This is a genomic window from Staphylococcus sp. HMSC035D11, assembly GCF_001836075.1.
GTDB lineage: Bacteria > Bacillota > Bacilli > Staphylococcales > Staphylococcaceae > Staphylococcus > Staphylococcus hominis.
Genome location: NZ_KV827241.1, coordinates 17,068 through 39,118 on the forward strand (window position 1 = coordinate 17,068; position 22,051 = coordinate 39,118).

A 22,051-nucleotide genomic window follows, 5' to 3' on the forward strand; every position below is an offset into this window, starting at 1 on the left:
CTTTTGTTAATATAAATAATTTATCAACAAACAAGTTATAATTTCAGATAAAAATGTCACTATTTTCAAATGACATTTGTCATATTAATAAAACCGACAAAGCACAAAGCTTTGTCGGTTTTATTATTTTTACAAGATTGGTGATAATAATTTGGCAATATCTTCTTTGAATTTAATTGATAATGGTCGTTTTTTATATTTCTCAAGTGTAAGTTGTTTAGATTTTTTTATATCTTCTTTATACGCCTCTTTTAACTTCTTAGCTAATTGTTCATCATATACGAATGCATTAACTTCAAAGTTCAATACAAAACTTCTGTAGTCCATATTAGATGAACCTACACTACTGACTTCATCATCAATCATTAACATTTTAGAATGTATAAATCCATTTTGATACGTATACACTTTTACTCCATATTCAAGCAATTCAGCAACATTTGAAAATGTAGACCAGTAGACAAATGGATGATCCGGTTTACATGGAATCATTATGTTAACATCAACACCAGTATTTGCTGCCATTTTCAATGCATTAATGTAAGATCGATCTGGTATAAAGTAAGGTGTTTGAATATAAATAGATTTTTTCGCACTCATAATCATTTTGGTATATCCAAACTCAATTTGGTGTAATTCATATGCAGGTCCACTTGAACCAATTTGAATGGCTGAATGACCATCCTGTACTTTCTTTTTAGGAAAATACTTATCATCATATTCAAATTGTGGACGATGTGCTTGAGAGTTCCAATCAAGAATAAACCTAATTTGAAGTGCATTTACAACATCACCTTGTACTCTTAAATGCGTATCTCTCCAGTATCCTAGTTTACCTAAACCTAAATAATCGTCACCTACATTAAATCCACCAATATACCCGATTTGACCATCAATAACAATAATCTTACGATGGTTACGATTATTCATTCTAAAGTTAATAATTGGTAGTTTAGATGCAAAAAATGCTTCTACCTCTCCACCTAATGATTCAAAATGTTTAAATTTATGACGTTTTAAATTTTTTGAACCCACATCATCGTAAAGTAATTTAACTTCTAAACCTTCTTTTAACTTTGTTTCTAGGGCATCGATAATTCGTTTTCCTAGACCATCGATTTCAAATCCAAAGTACTCTAAATGTATGTAATCTTTCGCATTATAAATATCTTCGAGTACTTTGTCATATAATTCATGACCATCAATAAATAAATCAATTTTATTGTCTTCAGTAATAAAAGCATCTTGTTTCTTTAATAGCATTCTTGCCATATCTTGATGATTTTGTAGCTGCTTGTTTTCTGTATGATAGTTGTAATGATCAATTTTATGAGCTTGTTCATCAATCAAATCTTTATAAACATCTAGCTCTTTACCATTATTTTTTTCCATTTTTCTTTTTGAAACAGTTCTACCGAAAAATAGATAAAGAATAAATCCAAGCACTGGTAATACAAATAATACAAATATCCAGGCCCATGTTGAAGATGCACTACGTCTGTTACGCTCTAAAAAAATTAAAATAAAAGCCAACACTAAATTGCCTAAAAATCCAAGCACTAAAATTATATTCAATATTGTGCCAATTTTAGGGCCAAAAAGACTTATCATAATTCTAAACTCCTACTTCTCAAATTCAACTTTTATTTATCGGCTAATATTAAAAAGGCACTTAATATTTCTTCATTGTTAGGAAATTGGCGTTCTTCAATTTTATCAATTGAAACATTTAATAATTCATAGCGACGACCTTCTTCACTTGCTAAATATTGATTAATTTCATTTTCCAATTCTTCAATTGTTTGTTCTTGAATTCTTTTAAATTTTACTTTACTCATTTATAACACTCCATTTCATATATTTGTTTAAATCATAGTCTTTTTACATGTGTTTATCAACTAAATTGCAATGATAATAGGACGTCTTTTAAAAGCGTTTACATATTTATTTTTATTCTCTTAAATTCACATTACTAAAAAGGTAGTGTATACTAAATACATTCTATTCAAATTTTCAGAATAATCAGTTTAGAATAAGCATAAGGAAGTTAGGGAGGAATTCGATGATATCTTTTGAAAATGACTACCTAGAAGGTGCACATCCAAAAGTTTTACAACGTTTTATTGATACAAATTATATTCAAGCTTCGGGTTATGGGGATGACCAATTTTCAAAACAAGCCGCTGATCAAATTCGAAAAACGATTCAATGTCCTGAAGCCACTGTTCGCTTTTTAATTGGTGGTACACAAACAAATCAAGTTGTTATTAATACTGTATTAGAGCCATATGAAGGGGTTATTTCAGCAGATACAGGTCATGTGGCAGTACATGAAGGGGGCGCTATAGAATTTAGTGGTCATAAAGTATTAGCAGTACCATCTCATGAAGGTAAGATTTCACCTAAAGAAGTAAATACCTATCTTGAAACTTTTTATAATGATTTCAAACGTGAACATATGGTATTTCCTGGTATGGTGTATATTTCTCATCCTACTGAATATGGAACGCTTTATAGTAAAGAAGAACTTAGGAATTTATCAGAAGTCTGTAAGGAACATCATATTCCATTATTTATGGATGGCGCCCGATTAGGTTATGGTTTGATGAGTAATGAAACAGATGTCACAATTGAAGATATTGCTAATTACTGTGATATTTTTTATATTGGTGGTACAAAGATTGGTGCACTATGTGGTGAAGCGATTGTATTTACAAACAATAATGAACCTAAACACTTCACTACACGTATTAAACAGCATGGTGCCCTACTAGCTAAGGGACGTTTAGTTGGTATTCAATTTTTAGAATTATTTACTAATAACTTGTATTTTGATATTAGTCGACATGCTATTAATATGGCGAATAAAATGAAGCAAGGATTTATCAATAAAGGATATAAAGTATATTTTGATTCTCCTACTAATCAACAGTTTTTCGTATTAAATGATGATAAGATTAAAGATCTTCAGAGTAAAGTGAAATTTGCAATTTGGGAAAAATACGATGATACACATCGCGTTGTTAGATTCGCAACAAGTTGGGCCACAACTGAGGAAAATGTTGACAAACTTTTAGAATTAATTTAATTATAAACTTATTTAATATAGACCTTAAGATGACATACTTCGGGTCTATATTTTTATGTTTACATAATATTTTTATAATTCATATAGGTTTTATTGATATATTTAATAAAAATAGGAGCTATATATTATGAAAAAATATTTAGTGGTAGACGAACATGAAAAAACAAAAAAAGCTAAACAATCTATAATTAAACTAGAAAATTTTAAGAAGTATATAAAGACTGTTTTTTTTTAACTTACTTGACCAAAACTTGACCAAAACTTGACCAATTCACTACTTTTGAAGAAAGTGGTCAAGTAAAAATAGATTATTTTCAAATAAAAAAGAAGCTAAGGCAAATGCCTTAACTCCTTATGTCCCTAAGTCTTTCCCCTTTTTGCTTAGCGATTAGTATTGTTTCATATATTGATCGCGTTCCCATTCAGAAACTTGAGTTCTGTAATAGTCCCATTCGATAGATTTAGAATTAATAAATTGATTATAGATGTGATTGCCTAATGCTTTTTTAACTGTATCGTTTTCACGCATTGCTTTTAATGCAGTGTAAAGTGTAGATGGTAAATCTTGAATACCTACTGCTTCACGTTCTTCACGATTCATTTCATAGATATTTTGGTTTACTGGTTCTGGTACTTTAGTTTTGTTTTTAATACCGTCTAAACCAGCTTGTAAGATCGCAGCTAAAGCCATATATGGGTTAGCAGCAGGGTCAACTGAACGTACTTCAATACGAGTTGATAGACCTCTTGAAGTAGGTACACGTACTAATGGAGAACGGTTTTTACCACTCCAAGCAATGTAACATGGTGCTTCGTAACCAGGTACTAAACGCTTATATGAATTGACTAATGGGTTACATACTGCCGTAAATCCACGTGCATTATTTAAGATACCTGCAGTAAAGTGATAAGCATCTTCAGTTAATTGATCTTTGCCGTTTGGATCAAAGAATGCATTTTCTTTACCTTTGAATAAAGATACGTTGAAGTGCATACCACTTCCATTTACACCAAATAATGGTTTTGGCATAAATGTCGCATGTAAATTATGTTTACGTGCAATTGTTTTAACAACTAATTTAAATGTTTGAATGTTGTCACATGCTGAAATTGCATCTGCATATTTGAAGTCAATTTCGTGTTGACCTGGTGCTACTTCATGATGACTTGCTTCGATATCAAAGCCCATATCTTCTAATTCAAGGACGATGTCACGACGACAATTTTCACCTAAGTCAGTTGGTGCTAAGTCGAAGTAACCGCCATTATCATTTAATTCTAATGTTGGTTCACCTTTTTCATCCAATTTGAATAAGAAGAATTCTGGTTCAGGCCCTAAGTTGAAATCTGTATAACCTAAGTCTTCCATTTCTTTTAATATACGTTTTAAGTTCGTACGTGGGTCCCCAGCAAATGGTTCACCATCAGTTGTATAAACATCACAAATTAAACGTGCTACTTTGCCTTGACCTGCTGTCCAAGGGAAGATAACCCAAGTATCTAAATCTGGGTATAAATACATATCTGATTCTTCAATACGTACGAAACCTTCGATTGAAGATCCGTCAAACATCATTTCATTATCTAACACTTTTTCTAATTGGCTTACTGGAACTTCAACATTTTTAATTGTACCTAAGATATCAGTGAATTGTAATCTTAAATATCTTACGTTTTCCTCTTTTGCAAATTTGCGAATATCCTCTTTTGTAAAAGTATGTTTTGGCATGGTAAACATCCTCCAAGTTATTAATTAATAAATCGTGATAAATCGCCACGGTTTATCGGTAAAGCTTCACTGCGCGGTTTCTGAGTTGCATCTACAATCATTCTTTTTCTCGTCTCTTGTTCATCAGTAGTTAAGTGCCCTTGATTATTTGTAATTATTTGTTTAATACCTTTTAAATTAAAACCTTTTTCAATTAACGTTTTAATTTCTAACAGTCTCTCTAAGTCATTCATCGAGAATAACCTTTTATTTCCTTCGGTACGTTCGGGCTTAATGAGTTCATGTGTTTCATAATAACGTATTTGTCTTGCTGTGAGCTCTGTCAATTTACAAACAACACTCATAGAGAACACGGCCATATTACGTCTTATTGTATCGTTAGACACTATAACCTCACCTCTACTTTTGAACTTGTCTATAATTTAGCATAGATTAATATGAAATACAAAAATATGTTAGGTTTTCTGACATGAAAATTAAATATTTCTTACATATAAACGTAAAAGCCCATAGATACAGTTATCTACAGGCTTTTTACTATTTAAAAATTATTTTTCAAGACATCAATACGATAGCGTATTCTTATTGTTAAGTTTTAAAAATTTAAGTTTCATTAATGGTTATCTTCCATATTTGCTTCAAAGTCATCAAGTAATGCTCGAGCTTCATCCACAGTTTCTGTACTCATTAATTGATGCCGTAATTCACTTGCACCTCTAATACCTCGCACATAAATTTTAAAGAAACGTCGTAAACTTTTAAATTGTTGTGTTTCTTCATTTGAATACTTTTCAAATAACTCTAAATGTAATCTAAATAAATCCAAGAGTTCTTTACTTGTATGTTCGCGTGGCTCTTTCTCAAATGCAAAAGGATTATGGAAAATGCCTCTTCCTATCATAACTCCATCAATACCATATTTCGTCGCAAGTTCCATACCTTTTTGTCTATCTGGAATATCACCATTGATAGTTAATAATGTTTGAGGCGCCACTTCATCGCGCATTTCTTTAATGGCTTCAATTAATTCCCAATGTGCATCGACTTTGCTCATTTCTTTACGTGTACGAAGATGGATAGATAAGTTTGCAATGTCTTGCTTAAACACATGTCTTAACCATTCTTTCCATTCCTCTATATTATAATAACCTAGACGTGTTTTAACACTAACAGGTAGTCCACCTGCCTTGGCTGCTTGAATAATTTCAGCTGCTCTTTCTGGTCGTAAAATTAACCCAGACCCTTTACCTTTTTTGGCAACATTTGCGACAGGACAGCCCATATTTAAATCAATACCTTTAAAGCCCATATCTGCTAAACCAAAACTCATTTCTTTAAATTGCTCTGGCTTATCACCCCATATATGAGCAACCATAGGCTGTTCATCTTCACTGAATGTTAAACGTCCTCGTACACTATGTATCCCTTCTGGATGACAAAAACTCTCCGTATTTGTAAATTCAGTAAAAAATACATCTGGTCTCGCTGCTTCACTTACTACATGTCGAAAAACAATGTCTGTCACGTCTTCCATCGGCGCTAAAATGAAAAATGGACGTGGTAATTCATTCCAAAAATTTTCTTTCATAATTGATTTAAACCTTCTTATTCATTAGTATCTCGTATAATTAACCATGATATATTATCATAAAATAAATCCATATACAAAAGGAAATTCACTCTCATTATGTTTATTACTATCTATTTTTGAATATTGTGTTATATTACTTAAATTAAATTCTGTTCTTTTAAATTCATAACCGCACGTGTTACTGCAATTTTAACATGTTCATAAGTTAGACCACCTTGCACATATGCCTCATAAGGCGGACGAATCGGACCATCTGCTGATAATTCAATAGAGGATCCTTGCACAAACGTTCCTGCTGCCATGATGACATCATCTTCATAACCAGGCATATAACTAGGTTCAGGACTAAAGTGTGCATTAATTGGTGAAGCATGTTGAATACTTTGACAAAATGCAATCATCTGTTCTTTTGTATCAAATTGAACGGTTTGAATTAAGTCTGTACGCTTAGCATCGTACTTGGGAACTGTGTTCATATTCATTTTTTCAAGAAGTAAACTTGTAAATAGTGAGCCTTTTAAGCTTTGACTCACTACATGCGGTGCTAAAAAGAATCCTTGATACATTTCTTGCAATGAAAATAATGAAGCACCCGCTTCTTTACCAATACCAGGTGCAGTTAAACGATAACCACATCGTTCGATTAAATCTTTTCGTCCTGCAATGTAACCACCAATTTTTGCTAATCCACCACCAGGATTTTTTATTAATGACCCTGCAATTAAATCTGCACCCACTTCTATTGGTTCTCGACGCTCTACAAACTCTCCGTAGCAATTATCCACAAAAATAATTACATTTGGATATCGTTGTTTAATTTGAGAAATAGCAGTTTCTATTTCATCTACTGTAATTGAAGGTCGTTGTCCATACCCTTTTGAACGTTGAATAGCAATAACTTTCGTTTGTTTCGAAATAGTATTTAAAACAGTTTCAACATCAATCATTCCATCTTTTAATGCAACTTCTTTATATGTCACGCCATGCTCTTTGAGACTTTCAATACCATTACCATTAACACCAATCACTTCAAGTAAGGTGTCATAGGGACTACCTGTAATGTACATCAGTTCATCGCCATATTTGAGTGTACTTTGCAATGCTAATGTAATTGCATGAGTACCCGAAATAATTTGAGGTCTAACAATTGCATCTTCTGCTTTAAACGTATGAGCATATATCTCTTCTAAATGATCACGTCCAAAATCATCATAACCATATCCTGTAGAACCTACTAAATCATTCTCGCTCGCTTTAACATGATGAAATGCATTAAGAACCTTTTCCTGATTGATATAAGCAGTTTCTTCAATTTCTTTAAATAAGGGTGTTAACGTTTCTTCTACTTTAGAAACGATGTGTTGAATATCTGACATGCAATTTATCTTCCTTTATATATAATTATTTTCTATATCCTTTAACGATATAGCTTTCATTATTTTCATCAAATTTCATTTCTTCGATAAGTGTATGTTGTTTTAAAAAATATAATCTATCTGCATCTTCACTAGATACAGTTTCTACGTAATATGACAAAGTCGCTTTTATTTGATCAAACAGTAACTGCTTCACTTTTAATTTATCTTCACTATTACGACTTGATACAAATACAGACGGATGGCCTGATACCGGTACATCAGTTTCTTCAGAACATTGATCTTTTTTATTAAAAATGATTGCTTGTGGAAGGTCATCCATATCTAAGTCTTTTACCAATTGATTAACCGTATCATATTGAGCACGATATTCTGGATGACTTGCATCAACGACATGTAGAAGTAAATCAGCACTTTTCGCTTCTTCTAATGTCGACTTAAATGCTGCTACTAACGTTGTAGGCAACTTTTGAATGAAGCCTACGGTATCAGAAATAATTAAATTAAACCCATTGTTAATTTGTATTTGTCGTGTTTTAGGGTCAAGTGTGGCAAATAGTAAATCTTTTTCAAAAGTCGTTTCGTTTGCTAAAACATTAAACCAAGAAGATTTTCCAGCGTTAGTGTAGCCAATAAGTGCAATTTGAAACACTTGATTTTGTTCGCGTTGATTACGATATCTTTCACGATGTTCGACCACTGTTTTAAGTTGAAGTTTAATTTCATTCATACGTGTTCTAATATGACGTCTATCCATTTCTAATTTTGTTTCACCAGGACCACGCGTACCAATTCCCCCGCCTAAACGAGATAAACTTTTTCCATGTCCTTGTAATCTAGGAAGTAAGTAATCGAGTTGAGCTAATTCAACTTGTAATTTACCTTCTCTACTACGCGCTCTTAAAGCAAAAATTTCAAGAATGAGCTGTGTTCTATCGATAATTTTAATGCCCAAATTATCATTTAATGTTTTTGATTGTGCTGTTGTTAATTCATCATTTGTCACAACAACATCGATGTCATGAAATTCTATAAAAGCTTTAATTTCATCAATCTTACCTTTGCCAACATAATATTTATAATCAAATTGATCTTTATTTTGAGTGACTTGTCCTTTAACATCTAATTGACAAGTCAACGCTAAAGCTTCTAATTCTTCCATTGTAGATTCAAAATTATATTGATGATCACTTTGAGCATGTACACCAACTAATACAGCAGTTTCTAACTTTTTCTTTGTATCATAAGTGTGTTGCTGAGCCATGATATACATCTCCTTTTCTAACATGTCTTACATATTCTATCATAGAGCAAGTTTAAAGACTAACGACTAAAACTATGTTAAATTAAAGCTAAATTGAAAGGGTGATAGTATGGAAAATATTTATGATTTTGAAGTTCAAAAATCTAATGGTGAAAATTATAAATTAGATGTATATAAAGGCGATGTTATGCTTATCGTTAATACAGCGAGTGAATGTGGATTTACACCACAATTTGAAGGATTACAAGAACTATATAATAAATATAAGGACCAAGGATTTATTGTTTTAGGTTTCCCATGCAATCAGTTTGGAGGTCAAGAACCTGGTTCTGGTGCTGAAGCAAATCAAAATTGTAAAATTAACTACGGTGTCACATTCCCTATTCATGAAAAAATTGACGTTAAAGGCGATAACCAGCATCCATTGTTCCGTTATTTAACAAGTCAAGCTAAAGGCATGTTAAGTGAAAAAATTAAATGGAATTTCACTAAGTTTTTAGTTGACCGTGAAGGTAATATTGTTCAACGCTTCTCACCTCAGAAAAAACCTGCTCAAATTGAAAAAGATATTGAAAAACTTCTATAAATTAAATAAAAGCTTCAATATAGATGACTATGTCATAGACAATCGTTCTATATTGAAGCTTTGTTTTATTACAAACATTTCCTTTATTTGTTCAAAAGTGCAAAAATTGATGAGAATTTTGCAAGCTACGTATACATTTCGACCGTGGACTACGCTCTAAAAGTCAGTAACTTGGCACTTTAATTACAACTTATTCTTCACCTTCGCCTGTAGCTTCTGAATCAGTAGATTCTGTATCCACAGTGAAAGTGCTGATCGCATGTTTGTAAATCAAATGTTGTTTGCCTTGAGAAACTAAGCTAATCATGTATTTATCAAAGTCTTCAATAACACCTTTCATTTGAAAACCATTTAAGAAAAATACAGTAATTTCCGTTTGTTCTGCTTTAAAGTTCTCTAGTGCTTGATCTTGGATGTTTTGGTTTGCAATCATGTTTAGAACTCCTTTTATTTATTTGGGTTGTAATCTCATCTAACATCATTTGAAGTGACATTGTCTCTCTATCAAACCATTGAACATTCATTTTGTTTTTAAACCATGTGAGTTGTCTTTTCGCATATTGCCTTGAATGTTGTTTTAATAATTCTACAGCTGGTTCTAATTCCATTTCTCCTTTTATAACAGGGACAAGTTCTTTGTAACCAATTGCTTGCATACTCTGACTAGATTCAAAACCTTGTTCAACTAGTGCTTTCACTTCATTAAATAATCCGTGGCCCAACATAATATCAACACGTTTATTTATTCTTGTATATAATGTTTTGCGCGACATTTCAATCCCTACTAATAATGTATCATAATTTTCTGTAAATTGTTGAACTTTCTTTCGAGAACTTAAAAGTTTTTTTGTTTTTAAGTAATATTCAATCGCTCTAAGTACTCTTTTTCTATTATTTGGATGAATATCTTTAGCTGATGTTTCATCAAACGATGCTAAGTAACGATGTAAGTCATCATTATTCAATTGATTTAATGCATCTAATTTTTCTTTTACTCTTAATTCTTTTTCTACTGATACATTTTCATCATCAAATGGATAATCGTAAATTAAAGACTGAATATATAAACCTGTACCTCCTGCAATAATAGGTACTTTACCTCTTTTTGTAATATCTTCAATAAGCACTTCTGCTCTTTTTTTAAATTCGTATGCAGAAAATGATTCATCAGGATTTAAGATATCTATTAAATAATGGGGTATCCCTTCCATTTCTGTTTCTGTTACCTTTGCAGTACCTATATTCATTTGACGGTATACTTGCATCGAATCGCCACTAATGATTTCTCCATTCATTTTTTTAGCTAATTCGATACTCAATTCTGTTTTACCCGAAGCTGTCGGTCCTACAATAACTACTAGAAAAGGTTTTTTTGATGCTTGCAATGATTACGCCTCACTCTGATTATTTTTCAATACTTGTTTTTGAATCCAATCAAACATATGATTCCATATCATTTGTTGATCAACTTCAAATAATATTTCATGTCTTCTATTTGCATAAAGTTGTACCGTAATATGTTTAATACCAGCTTTTGTAAATTTTCTGGCCAAGGATTTAACACCTCTGCCATACTCTCCAAAAGGATCATTTTTTCCTGAAATCATCAATATTGGTAACTGTTTATTCATTTTTTTTAATTGAGTATAATTTGCAGTACGTGTCATATGTTTTACTGTTTCATAAATTAATTGGTTTGAAACTAAAAAGCCGGTATACTCATCGTTTACAAATTTATCAACTTCTGTAGATTGTGATGAAAGCCAGTCACTTTCAGTTCGTGGTTGATCAATCTTTTTGTTAAATGATTTGTAAACGAGTTGATTGACCCATTTTAAACGATTGCGCTTCCCAGTAAAAATAGAAATTAATTTCAAACTGATTCTTGCAGGAATTCCTTTCCATTTCGGATATTGTCCTGTTCCAGTTAATATCAATCCATTAGCAAAATTTGGATAAGTTTCAACAAATAAACGTGCAATAATAGATCCCATTGAATGGCCTAATACAATATAGGGTAATCCTTTCTCACTATCATATAATGTTTGTGCAATTTCAAACGCATCTTGAACAACTTGATTCATACTGTCGTAATGTCCACGTCCTTTCTCATCAATCTCTTTCCCATGTCCTCTATGATTATGTCTAATCACATCATAGCCTTGATGCGTTAAAGCATTAACAAGTGTTTCGTATCGATCCATATGTTCAGCCATACCATGAAATATATGTATAATACCATAAGTCGCTATGTTTGCTTTATCTACTTTAACTTCTAAAGTTGTTCCATCTTCTACAGTTATTTTATAAGCACTTTGCCCCATAGATATGCCTCCAATCTCTTTCTTTAATGGTATGTTAACAACGTACTATTCCTACTAATATACCTATACTCTTTAATGTTATCAAATAGTTTGTTACTTTTTAATAGGTTATATATACTTTAAATTTAAAAATTTTATCAAAATATAAAAAACTGAGATTGAGTACTTTTACCCAATCTCAGTTGCTATACTATTTTAACTATATTTATTTTTCTGCAGGTTGATGATTACCATGTGTTGCTTCTTCAATAGCTTCATCAACTTCTTTAGAAAATTCATTTTTCTGTTCAGCAGTATAATTTAATAATTTATCTAATTCATCAATAATTGCTTGTTTATATTGTTTAACTGTATTGATGTCAAAGTATAATTTACCAGTACGACGAATTAAGAAATCAGTTGGTTTATATACCATTTCGTTTTGTACACTATAAACTAATTGAACGTATAATTCTAATGGCATATTTAAATCTTTTTCATTCGTTAATTGTGCAATTGCGAATAATTTATCTACATTTGAACCGTATTTTGAAGCTAAATTATGTGCCACATCTGTGCTTAATCCAAGTGCTTTACCTTCTTGAACTTTACGATTTACGTAATTTTCAAAGTTTTTACTACCACCAACATCTCCACCAGAAATAGGTGTATTTTTAGTTTTGCTATCCGCAAATTTTAGACTATATTCTTGTTTTAAACGCTTAGCTAATAAATCAACAATTTCTAATGCCATATGACGATATCCAGTTAATTTACCACCAGCAATGGTTAATAATCCTGATTTACCTTCCCAAATTTCATCTTTACGTGAAATTTCTGAAGGATCTTTTCCATCTTCTAAAATTAATGGACGTACGCCAGCCCAAGTTGATTCAATATCAGCATCAGTAACATGTACATCAGGGAACATATAATTGATTGCATCAATTAAATAGTCTCTATCTTCTTGATTAGTTAAAGGTTTTGTTTTTTCATTATTATAGAATGTATCAGTAGTACCTACATATGCTTTACCTTCACGAGGAATAGCAAAAATCATACGACCATCTTTTTCAGTATCAAAGTAAACCGCTTGACGTAATGGGAATTTTGATTGATCGATAACTACGTGAACACCTTTTGTTAAACGTAATTGTTTATTGTTACGTGTATAATCTTTCTTTCTCACTTCGTCTACCCATGGACCAGCAGCATTGATTACTTTTTTAGCATTGATTTGATACTCTTCACCTGTAAGCATATCTTTTACTTTAATACCACTTACTTTATTTTTAGCATCGTATACGAAGTCAGTAGATTTAGTGTGATTAATGACTTCAGCGCCTTTTTCAGCAGCACGTTTCATCACTTCAATTGTTAAGCGAGCATCATCAGTACGATATTCTACGTAGTATCCGCCACCTTTTAAACCATCTTTTTTCACAAGAGGTTCTTTATTTAAAGTAGCTTGTTTTGATAACATTTTTTTACGTTCATGACGTTTAACGCCTGCTAAACGATCATACATTGTTAACCCGATGTTAGTTGTGAATTTACCAAATGTCCCCCCTTTATGCATCGGTAATAACATCCATTCAGGAGTTGTTACGTGGGGACCATTTTCATAAACTATTGCACGTTCTTTACCTGTTTCAGCAACAACTTTGATTTGTGCTTGTTTCAAGTAACGTAAACCACCATGTACTAATTTAGTTGAGCGAGAACTTGTACCTTGCGCAAAGTCTTGCATTTCTACTAAAGCTACTTTCATACCACGTTGTGTAGCATCTAATGCAATACCTGCACCAGTAATTCCTCCACCAATAACTACAACGTCAAATTCTTTATTTCTTAAATTCTTTTTAATTAAGTTCCTGTTAAAAGTAGATAATGCCATAATATACCCTCCAAAATTTATATTAAAAAAAGAGAGACCTATACACACAGAAGCATACTGCATGATAACAGGTCTCTCAAATCTCGACTAATGTATTAACTTAATTACATCATAACATATTCTTTGTAACTAAGCCATAATTAAAAATTAATCTTCTAATTTAAAGACTTGAGTAGCTTCTACTGCTTTCTTCCAACCTTTATATAACTTAGTTCTTGTTTCTTCAGACATTTCTGGATTAAATTCTGTTTCTAATTTCCATCTATCAGCAATGTCTTTTTTATCTTCCCAAAAGTCTACAGCCAAACCTGCTAGATAAGCAGCTCCAAGTGCTGTTGTTTCTTGAACTTCCGGACGTTCAACTGATGTATCAACAATATCTGCTTGGAATTGCATTATAAAGTTATTTTTTACTGCGCCACCATCAACACGTAAATTATTTACTTCAATTCCTGAATCTTTAGACATTGCTTCCATAACATCGCGTGTTTGATAACATAAAGATTCTAATGTTGCACGAATGAAATGTTCTTTTTCAGTACCACGAGTTAATCCGAAAATCGCACCACGTGCTTCAGAATCCCAATATGGTGTACCAAGTCCTACGAATGCAGGAACAAAGTAGACATTATCAGTAGAATTAACACGTGTTGCATAGTTTTCAGTTTGCGGTGCAGAATTAATAATTCTTAAACCGTCACGTAACCATTGAATTGCTGATCCAGATACGAAAATTGATCCTTCAAGTGCATAGTTTACTTTACCGTCAAGACCATAAGCAATTGTAGTTAACAATCCACTTTCAGACGTTACAGGTTCTTCACCAGTGTTCATTAACATGAATCCGCCAGTACCATACGTATTTTTCACATCACCACGTTCGAAACAAGCTTGACCAAACAATGCTGCTTGTTGGTCACCAGCAATACCAGCAATTGGTACTTCTTGACCAAAGAAATGATAATCTTTAGTATGTGCATAGATTTCACTAGATTCTTTAACTTCTGGAAGTATTGCTTTAGGAATGTCTAGTAATTCTAATAATTCATCATCCCATTTAAGTTCATGAATGTTATACATTAATGTACGACTGGCATTTGAATAGTCTGTAATATGTGCTTCTCCACCAGATAGTTTCCACACTAACCAAGTATCGATAGTTCCGAATAATAAATCCCCATTTTCGGCTTTCTCTCTTGCACCTTTAACATTATCTAATATCCATCTTACTTTTGTTCCAGAAAAGTAAGGGTCTAATAATAAACCTGTTTTATTACGAAATGTTTTTTCGTGGCCTTGTTCTTTTAATTCATTACAAATATGTTGTGTTTGACGAGATTGCCAAACAATTGCATGATAAATTGGGCGACCTGTTTTCTTATCCCAAATGACCGTAGTTTCACGTTGGTTAGTAATACCAATACCTTTAATTTGTTCAGGATCAATTTCATTTTCATTTATCACTTCAGCCATTACTGCTAATACTGATGTCCAAATTTCATTAGCGTCATGCTCTACCCAACCAGATTTAGGAAAATATTGTTTAAATTCTCTTTGCGCAACGCCTTGAATTTGTCCTTCTTTATCAAATAAAATTGCTCTAGAGCTAGTTGTGCCCTGGTCTATTGACATGATGTATTGTTCCATAATTTTTCTCCTTCTTTCATTCTGACTGTATGTGTTAAGTATCCTTTGAATCACATAGTCAATATATTATATGATTTAAAACTAAAATTTTTCTTTTAATAAATCGATTCAATATCTTTATGTTTATTTGATTTATTAAGCGCTAAACCAATCAGTAATGTAACAATCAAAACTACAATGCTAACACCACTCATAAAAGTAAATTCATTTTTATAAAAAACCTGATAAATCACAGCACCTAGCATACCGCCAGCAATTGGTCCTAGTACTGGTACAATAGCATACCACCAATTAGATCCTCCTTTACCAGCAATTGGTAAAATCGCATGTGCAATTCTTGGTCCTAAGTCACGAGCTGGATTAATGGCATAACCTGTAGGCCCACCTAAACTTAAACCTATTGCAATAATTAAACTACCCACAATTAATGGGTTTAATCCATCTGCAATTTTATTTACCCCAATAAATAAAATCCCTAAACTTAAAATAGCAGTTCCAATAATTTCACTTAAAAAGTTAGCAAAATAATTTTTAATAGCAGGTGCAGTAGAGAATACGCCTAATTTTGCACCTTGATCTTTAGTTGCTTTCCAATGTGGTAAATACATTAACCAAACAAGTGTAGCTCCTACAATTCCTCCTAACATTTGACAAACAATATATCCTGGTACTTTTATCCAACTAAAACTTCCCTCAACTGCTAAAGCAATTGACACAGCTGGATTTAAATGGGCTCCAGAAAATTGTCCTACTGCATAAACTCCCATAGTTACAGCTAAGCCCCATCCAGCGGCAATAACGATCCAATCAGATTCTTGTCCAGCGCTACGTTTTAAATTTACATTTGCACATACGCCTCCACCGAACAAAATAAGAATGGCCGTGCCTAAAAACTCTGCTAAATAAGCATTCATGTTTTAACCTCCTACAAGGCAAAGAGACTTCTACAAACTATATAATTAGGGTTGCAGAAATCTCTTCATCTCTCATTCAAATATTAACTTGTATAAATCATACAAAATAATTGTAAGCGTTGTCAATGATTTTTGTAAAAAAATTGTCACAATTTATTTTATAGATTAAAAGAGCGTATTATAATTATTTTTTATCAATACATAAAAAAACCTGAGACATCAATTTTGTCTCAGGTTAAAAATATAATTTCTACCATAATTTTCTGTTACTTGTGGTTACATAACTTGCACCACTATTAATTGCATCATTCACTTCTTTTTCTTCTTCGATTAGCCCACCTGCTATAATTTTAGCAGTCGTTGCTTCTCTTACATTTTCAACAATTTTATGAGCAATACCTGGTAGTACTTCAACATAATCTGGGTCCACTTTCTTTATGAGTTGTATACTACGATTGAGTGCTTGACTATCAATAATAAAAACTCTAAAAATAGTAAGTACATTTAATGATTTTGCTTTTTGAATAACTTTTGTTTTTGTTGAAACAATCCCTTTTGGTTTATAAGTTTGAATGATATATTCACATGCATATTCATCATGTGCCATTCCTTTAATTAAATCAATATGAATATATGCTTCAATGTCATGTTTTTTAAGTAACTCTATAATGCTTCTTAAATGACCTACATGCATATCTAAAAGGACACACACTTTATAATCCGTTTGAATTAATTTCTCTAAATCTTTCATATTTCGAATTGCTGGTAGTACGTGTTCTTTCATTTCTATGCATCCCTTCTACATTACTCGTTTAAATAATTTCTCTAATTCATAATTTGAAAAGTTAATAATAATTGGTCTACCATGAGGACAAGTAAATGGATCTTCCGCTTCTCTTAATTGATCAATTAAATCTGCCATTTCATTCTTTTTTAAATAATGATTTGCTTTAATTGACTTCTTACAACTCATCATAATAGCTGCGTCTTCACGCATTTTTTTAACGTCAATTTTTTTATGATTTAATACGAGTTCAATCATATCTTTAATAATTTCCTCTGCTTCCACTTTAGGAAACCATACTGGATAACTATTTACAATATAGTCATATCCACCAAAATGTTCTAAATGGACCCCTACTTTATCAAGTTCTTCTCGATATTGATCAATAATTAATTGCTCGTCTTTTGAGAAGTGAAATGTTAAAGGAATTAACAAATCTTGTACTTCATTTGATACTTCGCCTATCTTTTCTCTGAAATATTCGTATTTAATACGTTCTTGTGCAGCATGTTGATCTATCATAAACATTCCATTTTCATTTTGAGCAATAATATAGGTACCGTGTACTTGGCCAACTACTTCCATATATGGCACACGTCGAGACGGTGTTGAACTTACTTTACCTTTAATATCTTGTTCTTCTTGATTTGTAACATTCTCTTGAAAGTCATCATTTTCATCATAATTATAAATATTGGTTTCATCATGTCGAGTGTTATCGATTGAAGATTCGGCACGATCTAAACTATTTAAAATATCTTTTTGAATGTCGAAGTAATCTTTATCCATACTACGTTTATTATTATAGACACTAGAATTTTCGTTATCTTCTCTAGTGTAAGAATCATCAGAGGTATGTGCTTCATCATATTGATGACTTATTGTTGAAAAGGTATTGTTAGTCGAAATGTTGGGGTCATTTTTATTTTCTAATTGTTTTGTCTCATTTGAAATATTTTGTTGTTTTTGTTCAAAATCGATTTTTTGTTGTTCAAATGTATGCAATACTTTATTTTTTTTAGGTGTTCGATCTAAATCGTTTTTAGGAATTAATATTCTATCTTTAAATGCATGTCTAATTTTTTCAATAATTAAATTATAAAGTTGTTCTTCTTTTGAAAGTCTAACTTCAAGTTTCGTTGGATGCACATTGACATCTACTAAAATTGGATCCATTTCTATATTGATATAGCAAATAGGGTAACGACCTATGGTTAGAAGTGTATGATATCCTTCAGTAATAGCTTTATTTAAAGCGAAATTTTTGATATATCGACCATTAATAAAAATTGAAATATAATGTTTATTACTACGAGAATGTTCCGGTTTAGCAACAAATCCTTCTAAATGATAGTCACTAGTATCGCCAGAAATGTGAACTAAATCTTTTGCAACTTTAATACCATATATTTCAGCCATCACTTCATTTGTTCTTCCAGAACCATTCGTTTTTAACATCGTTTTTCCATCAGATATAAGTGAAAAGCGAATGTTTGGATGACTCATTGCCATTCGATTAACAATATCTGTAATTTTTCCTAATTCTGTATATAAACTTTTAATATATTTTAACCGAGCTGGCGTATTATAAAATAATGATTCTACTTTAATATCTGTTCCTTTTTTGGCTTTTGCTGGTTTTTGAGATAATATTTCACCATTTTCAGCATAAATTTCGTGACCATTTTCATTATCTGTACACGTTTTAAGTGTCACTTTAGCTACAGATGAAATACTGGCCAGTGCTTCACCTCGAAACCCTAATGTTCTGATATGAAACAAATCGTCATCATCATTTATTTTACTGGTAGCATGGCGATGAAAAACAAGTTGCAAATCATCTTGCTCAATTCCAGTTCCATTGTCGACTACACGAATTGAGGAAATACCTGATTGTTCTACTTCTATATTAATTTCAGTCGCCTTAGCATCAATTGCATTTTCAAGTAATTCTTTTACTACTGAACTAGGACGTTCAACCACTTCTCCTGCAGCAATTTTATTTGCTAAAGATGTTTGTAATTCTTTAATTTTACCCATGTATTAACACCTCTATCTTAACTGATTTTGTAATTCGCTTAACTTAAGTAATGCTTCAATAGGTGTCATATTTGAAATATTTAAATTTTTAATTTGTGCTTCTATTTCACTTTGTGTTTCATTCGAATTAAATAAGTCAAAACTTGTTTGTTCAAACACATCTGTTTGTTTAATAGTTGAGTGTTCTTCCTTATTATTTAAATGATTCTTATTTTCAATATCTTTAGAGTTGTCATTATAATGTTGACGATGGACATTCTCATCTAATACTCCATTTTGTTCAAACGCATTTAAAATAACTTGAGCTCTTTCAATTACTTTCTCAGGAAGATTTGCTAATTTAGCAACTTGAATACCATAACTATCATCAACGGCACCCTCTTTAACTTTATGAAGGAAAATAAGTTCACCTTGATACTCATCTGCTGCTACATGTACATTTTTTAAACTAGATAGCTGTTGATCTAATGTTGTTAATTCATGATAATGGGTTGAAAAAAGCGTCTTAGCATGTGATGTTTCAGATACATATTCAATCATAGCTTGCGCTAGAGATAAGCCATCATATGTTGACGTTCCTCGTCCGATTTCATCAAAGATGATTAAACTATCTGCTGTTGCGTATGTTAATGCTTTTTGTGCTTCTAACATTTCAACCATAAAGGTACTTTTACCGGATACTAAATCATCTGCTGCACCAATTCTTGTGAAAATTTGATCAAAAATCGGTAATATTGCATTATCACATGGTACATAAGCTCCCGTTTGTGCCATGATACTAATGATTGCCACTTGTCGCATATAAGTTGATTTACCGGACATATTTGGGCCAGTAATCAAATAAATAAAGTTATTTTGATCAAGATAACAATCATTTGGTACATAATCATTATAATCCATCACACGTTCTACAACAGGATGTCTAGAATTTTCTAAGTTCAATGTTTTATCATCACTAAATTTTGGTCTAACATAGTTATATTTTTGTGCAATTTCTGCAAAACTTTGTAAACAATCAAGCTCTGATATCACTTTTGCTTGTCTTTGTAATCTTTCAGTATATGATTTAACATGCTCTCTCAATCGAATAAACAGTTGATATTCTAATTCAATTGCTTTATCTTCTGCACCTAAAATAATATCTTCTTTTTCTTTTAATTCGTCTGTAATAAATCTTTCTGCATTAGATAAAGTTTGTTTACGATGATAGCCATGCTCGCTTGGTTCGAATCCTTGAAGATTAGCACGTGTGATTTCAATAAAGTAACCAAAAACTTTATTGTAGCTAATTTTTAAAGATTTGATACCTGTTCTTTCACGTTCTTTCGCTTGAAGTTGTGCGAGCCAATCTTTTCCATTTTTAGATGCTTCTAAATACTCATCTAGTTGTTTACTGAATCCTTGTTTGAACAGCCCCCCATCTTTAACTGAAATAGGTGGTTCTTCTACTAAACTATCTTCCAAGACTGTCAGTAAATCTTCTAATGGTTCTAATGTGCTAAACTGCGTTGTTGTCACACTATTCATTTGTTCAAGAAGTGATTTAATATTTGGAATTTCAGAAATAGAATGTTTGAGTTGAATCAAATCACGAGCATTTACATTTCCATAACTTACTCGTCCTACTAATCTTTCAATATCATATACTTGATTAAGGTAACCTCTTAGAGTATCTCTTTCTATAAAATGATCAATAAATGATTCTACGATATCTAATCGTTGTTCAATATTGTCTTTATGAATAAGTGGGCGATCAATCCACTGTTTCAAGCGTCTTGCACCCATAGGTGTTTTTGTTTCATCCATTAACCATAACAATGTTCCTTTTTTACTTTTTAAACGTATGCTTTCAGTAAGCTCTAAATTGCGTTTTGCATAATAATCCATTTTCATAAAGTCAATCGCCGCATAGGTTATCACGTCTTCAATATGAGACAAATCTCTTTTTTGAGTATGATGAATATAATCTAACAATAATTGTGTTGTCAAAAACATTAAATTATTTTCTAATGTATTGACACTATATTCCATATCAGAAATTTCTTCTCTAACTGTAATCGTTTCTGTAGTAAGTGAAATTTGTTTTTTTAAATCTTCATTTATGTCTTCTCGTACTACAATTTCATTTGGGTTAATCGTAATGATTTCATTAATTAACGTGCTTTCATCTTCAAAATTGGTAGCTTTTAATTCACCAGTAGAAACATCACAATAACTTAATGCGTATCCATTTTCATTCTGAATGAAGCTAAGAATATAATTATTTTGATTTTCATCCATTCCGCCTTGTTCCATCATTGTTCCAGGTGTGACTACTTTAACTACTTCTCTTTTAACCATGCCTTTAGTTTGTTTTGGATCTTCCATCTGTTCACAAATAGCAACTTTATATCCATTGTTAATAAGTGTTTCAATATAGCTATTTGCTGAGTGATACGGAACACCACACATTGGAATTGGATTTTCTTTTTTAGCATCTCTTTTAGTTAAAGTAATTTCTAATACTCTAGATGCTTCTTTAGCATCTTCAAAGAACATTTCATAAAAATCACCTAATCTAAAAAACAATAAGCAATCTTGATATTGAGATTTTATTTTTAAATATTGTTGCATCATAGGTGTCACATTAGCCATATTTTTTTCACAACCTTACTGATATATACTTGTTTCTCACATTTTAACTTGTATATTTTAACATATGTCATACTGAAGCGCTCGTTATCTAAATTAGAATATTATTCTACAACTTAAAAATAAAAGATTATCATCTCTTTATTCCGCTTAATAAACACTAAACTTATTAAGCGTATGAAATGATAATCTTAAATAAAA

Annotated in this window: 18 protein-coding genes; 2 read left to right on the top strand and 16 right to left on the bottom strand. The window is 31.6% G+C overall.

Going from position 1 to position 22,051, the window contains the following annotated elements:
- Positions 1-129: 129 nt before the first annotated feature.
- Both cls and HMPREF2647_RS05610 read right to left on the bottom strand, forming a co-directional pair.
- Positions 130-1,611, bottom strand: a complete 1,482-nt coding sequence (gene cls / locus HMPREF2647_RS05605) for a cardiolipin synthase (protein ID WP_017174646.1) — start codon at positions 1,609-1,611, stop codon at positions 130-132.
- 32 nt (positions 1,612-1,643) lie between these two features.
- Entirely contained in the window at positions 1,644-1,838 is a 195-nt protein-coding gene (locus HMPREF2647_RS05610; RefSeq protein WP_017174645.1) for a hypothetical protein, read from the bottom strand.
- A gap of 224 nt (positions 1,839-2,062) precedes the next feature.
- Between HMPREF2647_RS05610 and HMPREF2647_RS05615 the strand changes: the two genes are divergently transcribed.
- Positions 2,063-3,088 carry a threonine aldolase family protein gene (locus HMPREF2647_RS05615; protein WP_017174644.1) on the top strand — a complete coding sequence of 342 codons (1,026 nt, stop codon included), beginning with the start codon at positions 2,063-2,065 and terminating at the stop codon, positions 3,086-3,088.
- Between the two features lie 388 nt (positions 3,089-3,476).
- Here HMPREF2647_RS05615 and glnA read toward each other — a convergent pair whose 3' ends face one another.
- From glnA to hflX, 5 genes are all read right to left on the bottom strand, one after another.
- On the bottom strand, positions 3,477-4,817 hold the full coding sequence (glnA, locus tag HMPREF2647_RS05620; RefSeq protein ID WP_017174642.1) for a type I glutamate--ammonia ligase: 1,341 nt from the start codon (positions 4,815-4,817) through the stop codon (positions 3,477-3,479).
- A gap of 20 nt (positions 4,818-4,837) precedes the next feature.
- Positions 4,838-5,206 carry a MerR family transcriptional regulator gene (locus HMPREF2647_RS05625; protein WP_025987220.1) on the bottom strand — a complete coding sequence of 123 codons (369 nt, stop codon included), beginning with the start codon at positions 5,204-5,206 and terminating at the stop codon, positions 4,838-4,840.
- Between the two features lie 224 nt (positions 5,207-5,430).
- Entirely contained in the window at positions 5,431-6,405 is a 975-nt protein-coding gene (locus HMPREF2647_RS05630; RefSeq protein ID WP_049379239.1) for a tRNA dihydrouridine synthase, read from the bottom strand.
- 140 nt (positions 6,406-6,545) lie between these two features.
- Positions 6,546-7,784 (bottom strand): methionine gamma-lyase family protein, encoded by a 1,239-nt coding sequence (locus HMPREF2647_RS05635; protein WP_049420067.1) that lies wholly within the window; start codon positions 7,782-7,784, stop codon positions 6,546-6,548.
- A gap of 25 nt (positions 7,785-7,809) precedes the next feature.
- On the bottom strand, positions 7,810-9,048 hold the full coding sequence (hflX, locus tag HMPREF2647_RS05640; protein WP_037541003.1) for a GTPase HflX: 1,239 nt from the start codon (positions 9,046-9,048) through the stop codon (positions 7,810-7,812).
- A gap of 109 nt (positions 9,049-9,157) precedes the next feature.
- On the opposite strand from hflX, the gene HMPREF2647_RS05645 reads away from it, so the two are divergent.
- Positions 9,158-9,634 carry a glutathione peroxidase gene (locus HMPREF2647_RS05645; RefSeq protein WP_037541002.1) on the top strand — a complete coding sequence of 159 codons (477 nt, stop codon included), beginning with the start codon at positions 9,158-9,160 and terminating at the stop codon, positions 9,632-9,634.
- Between the two features lie 190 nt (positions 9,635-9,824).
- Here HMPREF2647_RS05645 and hfq read toward each other — a convergent pair whose 3' ends face one another.
- The 9 genes from hfq to mutS form a co-directional block, all read right to left on the bottom strand.
- Positions 9,825-10,067: an RNA chaperone Hfq gene (gene hfq / locus HMPREF2647_RS05650; RefSeq protein ID WP_002448741.1), complete on the bottom strand. Its 243-nt coding sequence runs from the start codon at positions 10,065-10,067 to the stop codon at positions 9,825-9,827.
- Complete coding sequence (gene miaA, locus HMPREF2647_RS05655) at positions 10,021-11,019, bottom strand: tRNA (adenosine(37)-N6)-dimethylallyltransferase MiaA (RefSeq protein ID WP_037541000.1); 999 nt, start codon at positions 11,017-11,019, stop codon at positions 10,021-10,023. Before miaA ends, hfq begins: the two co-directional genes overlap by 47 nt.
- Positions 11,020-11,022: 3 nt before the next feature.
- The gene (locus HMPREF2647_RS05660) at positions 11,023-11,958 is read right to left on the bottom strand and encodes an alpha/beta hydrolase (RefSeq protein ID WP_049420066.1); all 936 of its coding nucleotides are present in this window, start codon (positions 11,956-11,958) and stop codon (positions 11,023-11,025) included.
- A gap of 205 nt (positions 11,959-12,163) precedes the next feature.
- A complete protein-coding gene (locus tag HMPREF2647_RS05665; RefSeq protein WP_017174637.1) occupies positions 12,164-13,834 on the bottom strand; it encodes a glycerol-3-phosphate dehydrogenase/oxidase in 1,671 nt (556 codons plus the stop codon).
- 147 nt (positions 13,835-13,981) lie between these two features.
- Positions 13,982-15,481 carry a glycerol kinase GlpK gene (gene glpK, locus HMPREF2647_RS05670; RefSeq protein WP_061815408.1) on the bottom strand — a complete coding sequence of 500 codons (1,500 nt, stop codon included), beginning with the start codon at positions 15,479-15,481 and terminating at the stop codon, positions 13,982-13,984.
- 95 nt (positions 15,482-15,576) lie between these two features.
- Entirely contained in the window at positions 15,577-16,395 is an 819-nt protein-coding gene (locus tag HMPREF2647_RS05675; RefSeq protein ID WP_048682785.1) for an MIP/aquaporin family protein, read from the bottom strand.
- A 250-nt stretch (positions 16,396-16,645) separates the two neighbouring features.
- Entirely contained in the window at positions 16,646-17,179 is a 534-nt protein-coding gene (locus tag HMPREF2647_RS05680; protein ID WP_017174634.1) for a glycerol-3-phosphate responsive antiterminator, read from the bottom strand.
- A gap of 15 nt (positions 17,180-17,194) precedes the next feature.
- Positions 17,195-19,219, bottom strand: coding sequence for a DNA mismatch repair endonuclease MutL (gene mutL / locus HMPREF2647_RS05685; RefSeq protein ID WP_037540998.1), 2,025 nt, complete (start codon positions 19,217-19,219; stop codon positions 17,195-17,197).
- A gap of 12 nt (positions 19,220-19,231) precedes the next feature.
- Positions 19,232-21,853 carry a DNA mismatch repair protein MutS gene (mutS, locus tag HMPREF2647_RS05690; RefSeq protein ID WP_070859710.1) on the bottom strand — a complete coding sequence of 874 codons (2,622 nt, stop codon included), beginning with the start codon at positions 21,851-21,853 and terminating at the stop codon, positions 19,232-19,234.
- Between the last annotated feature and the right edge of the window lie 198 nt (positions 21,854-22,051).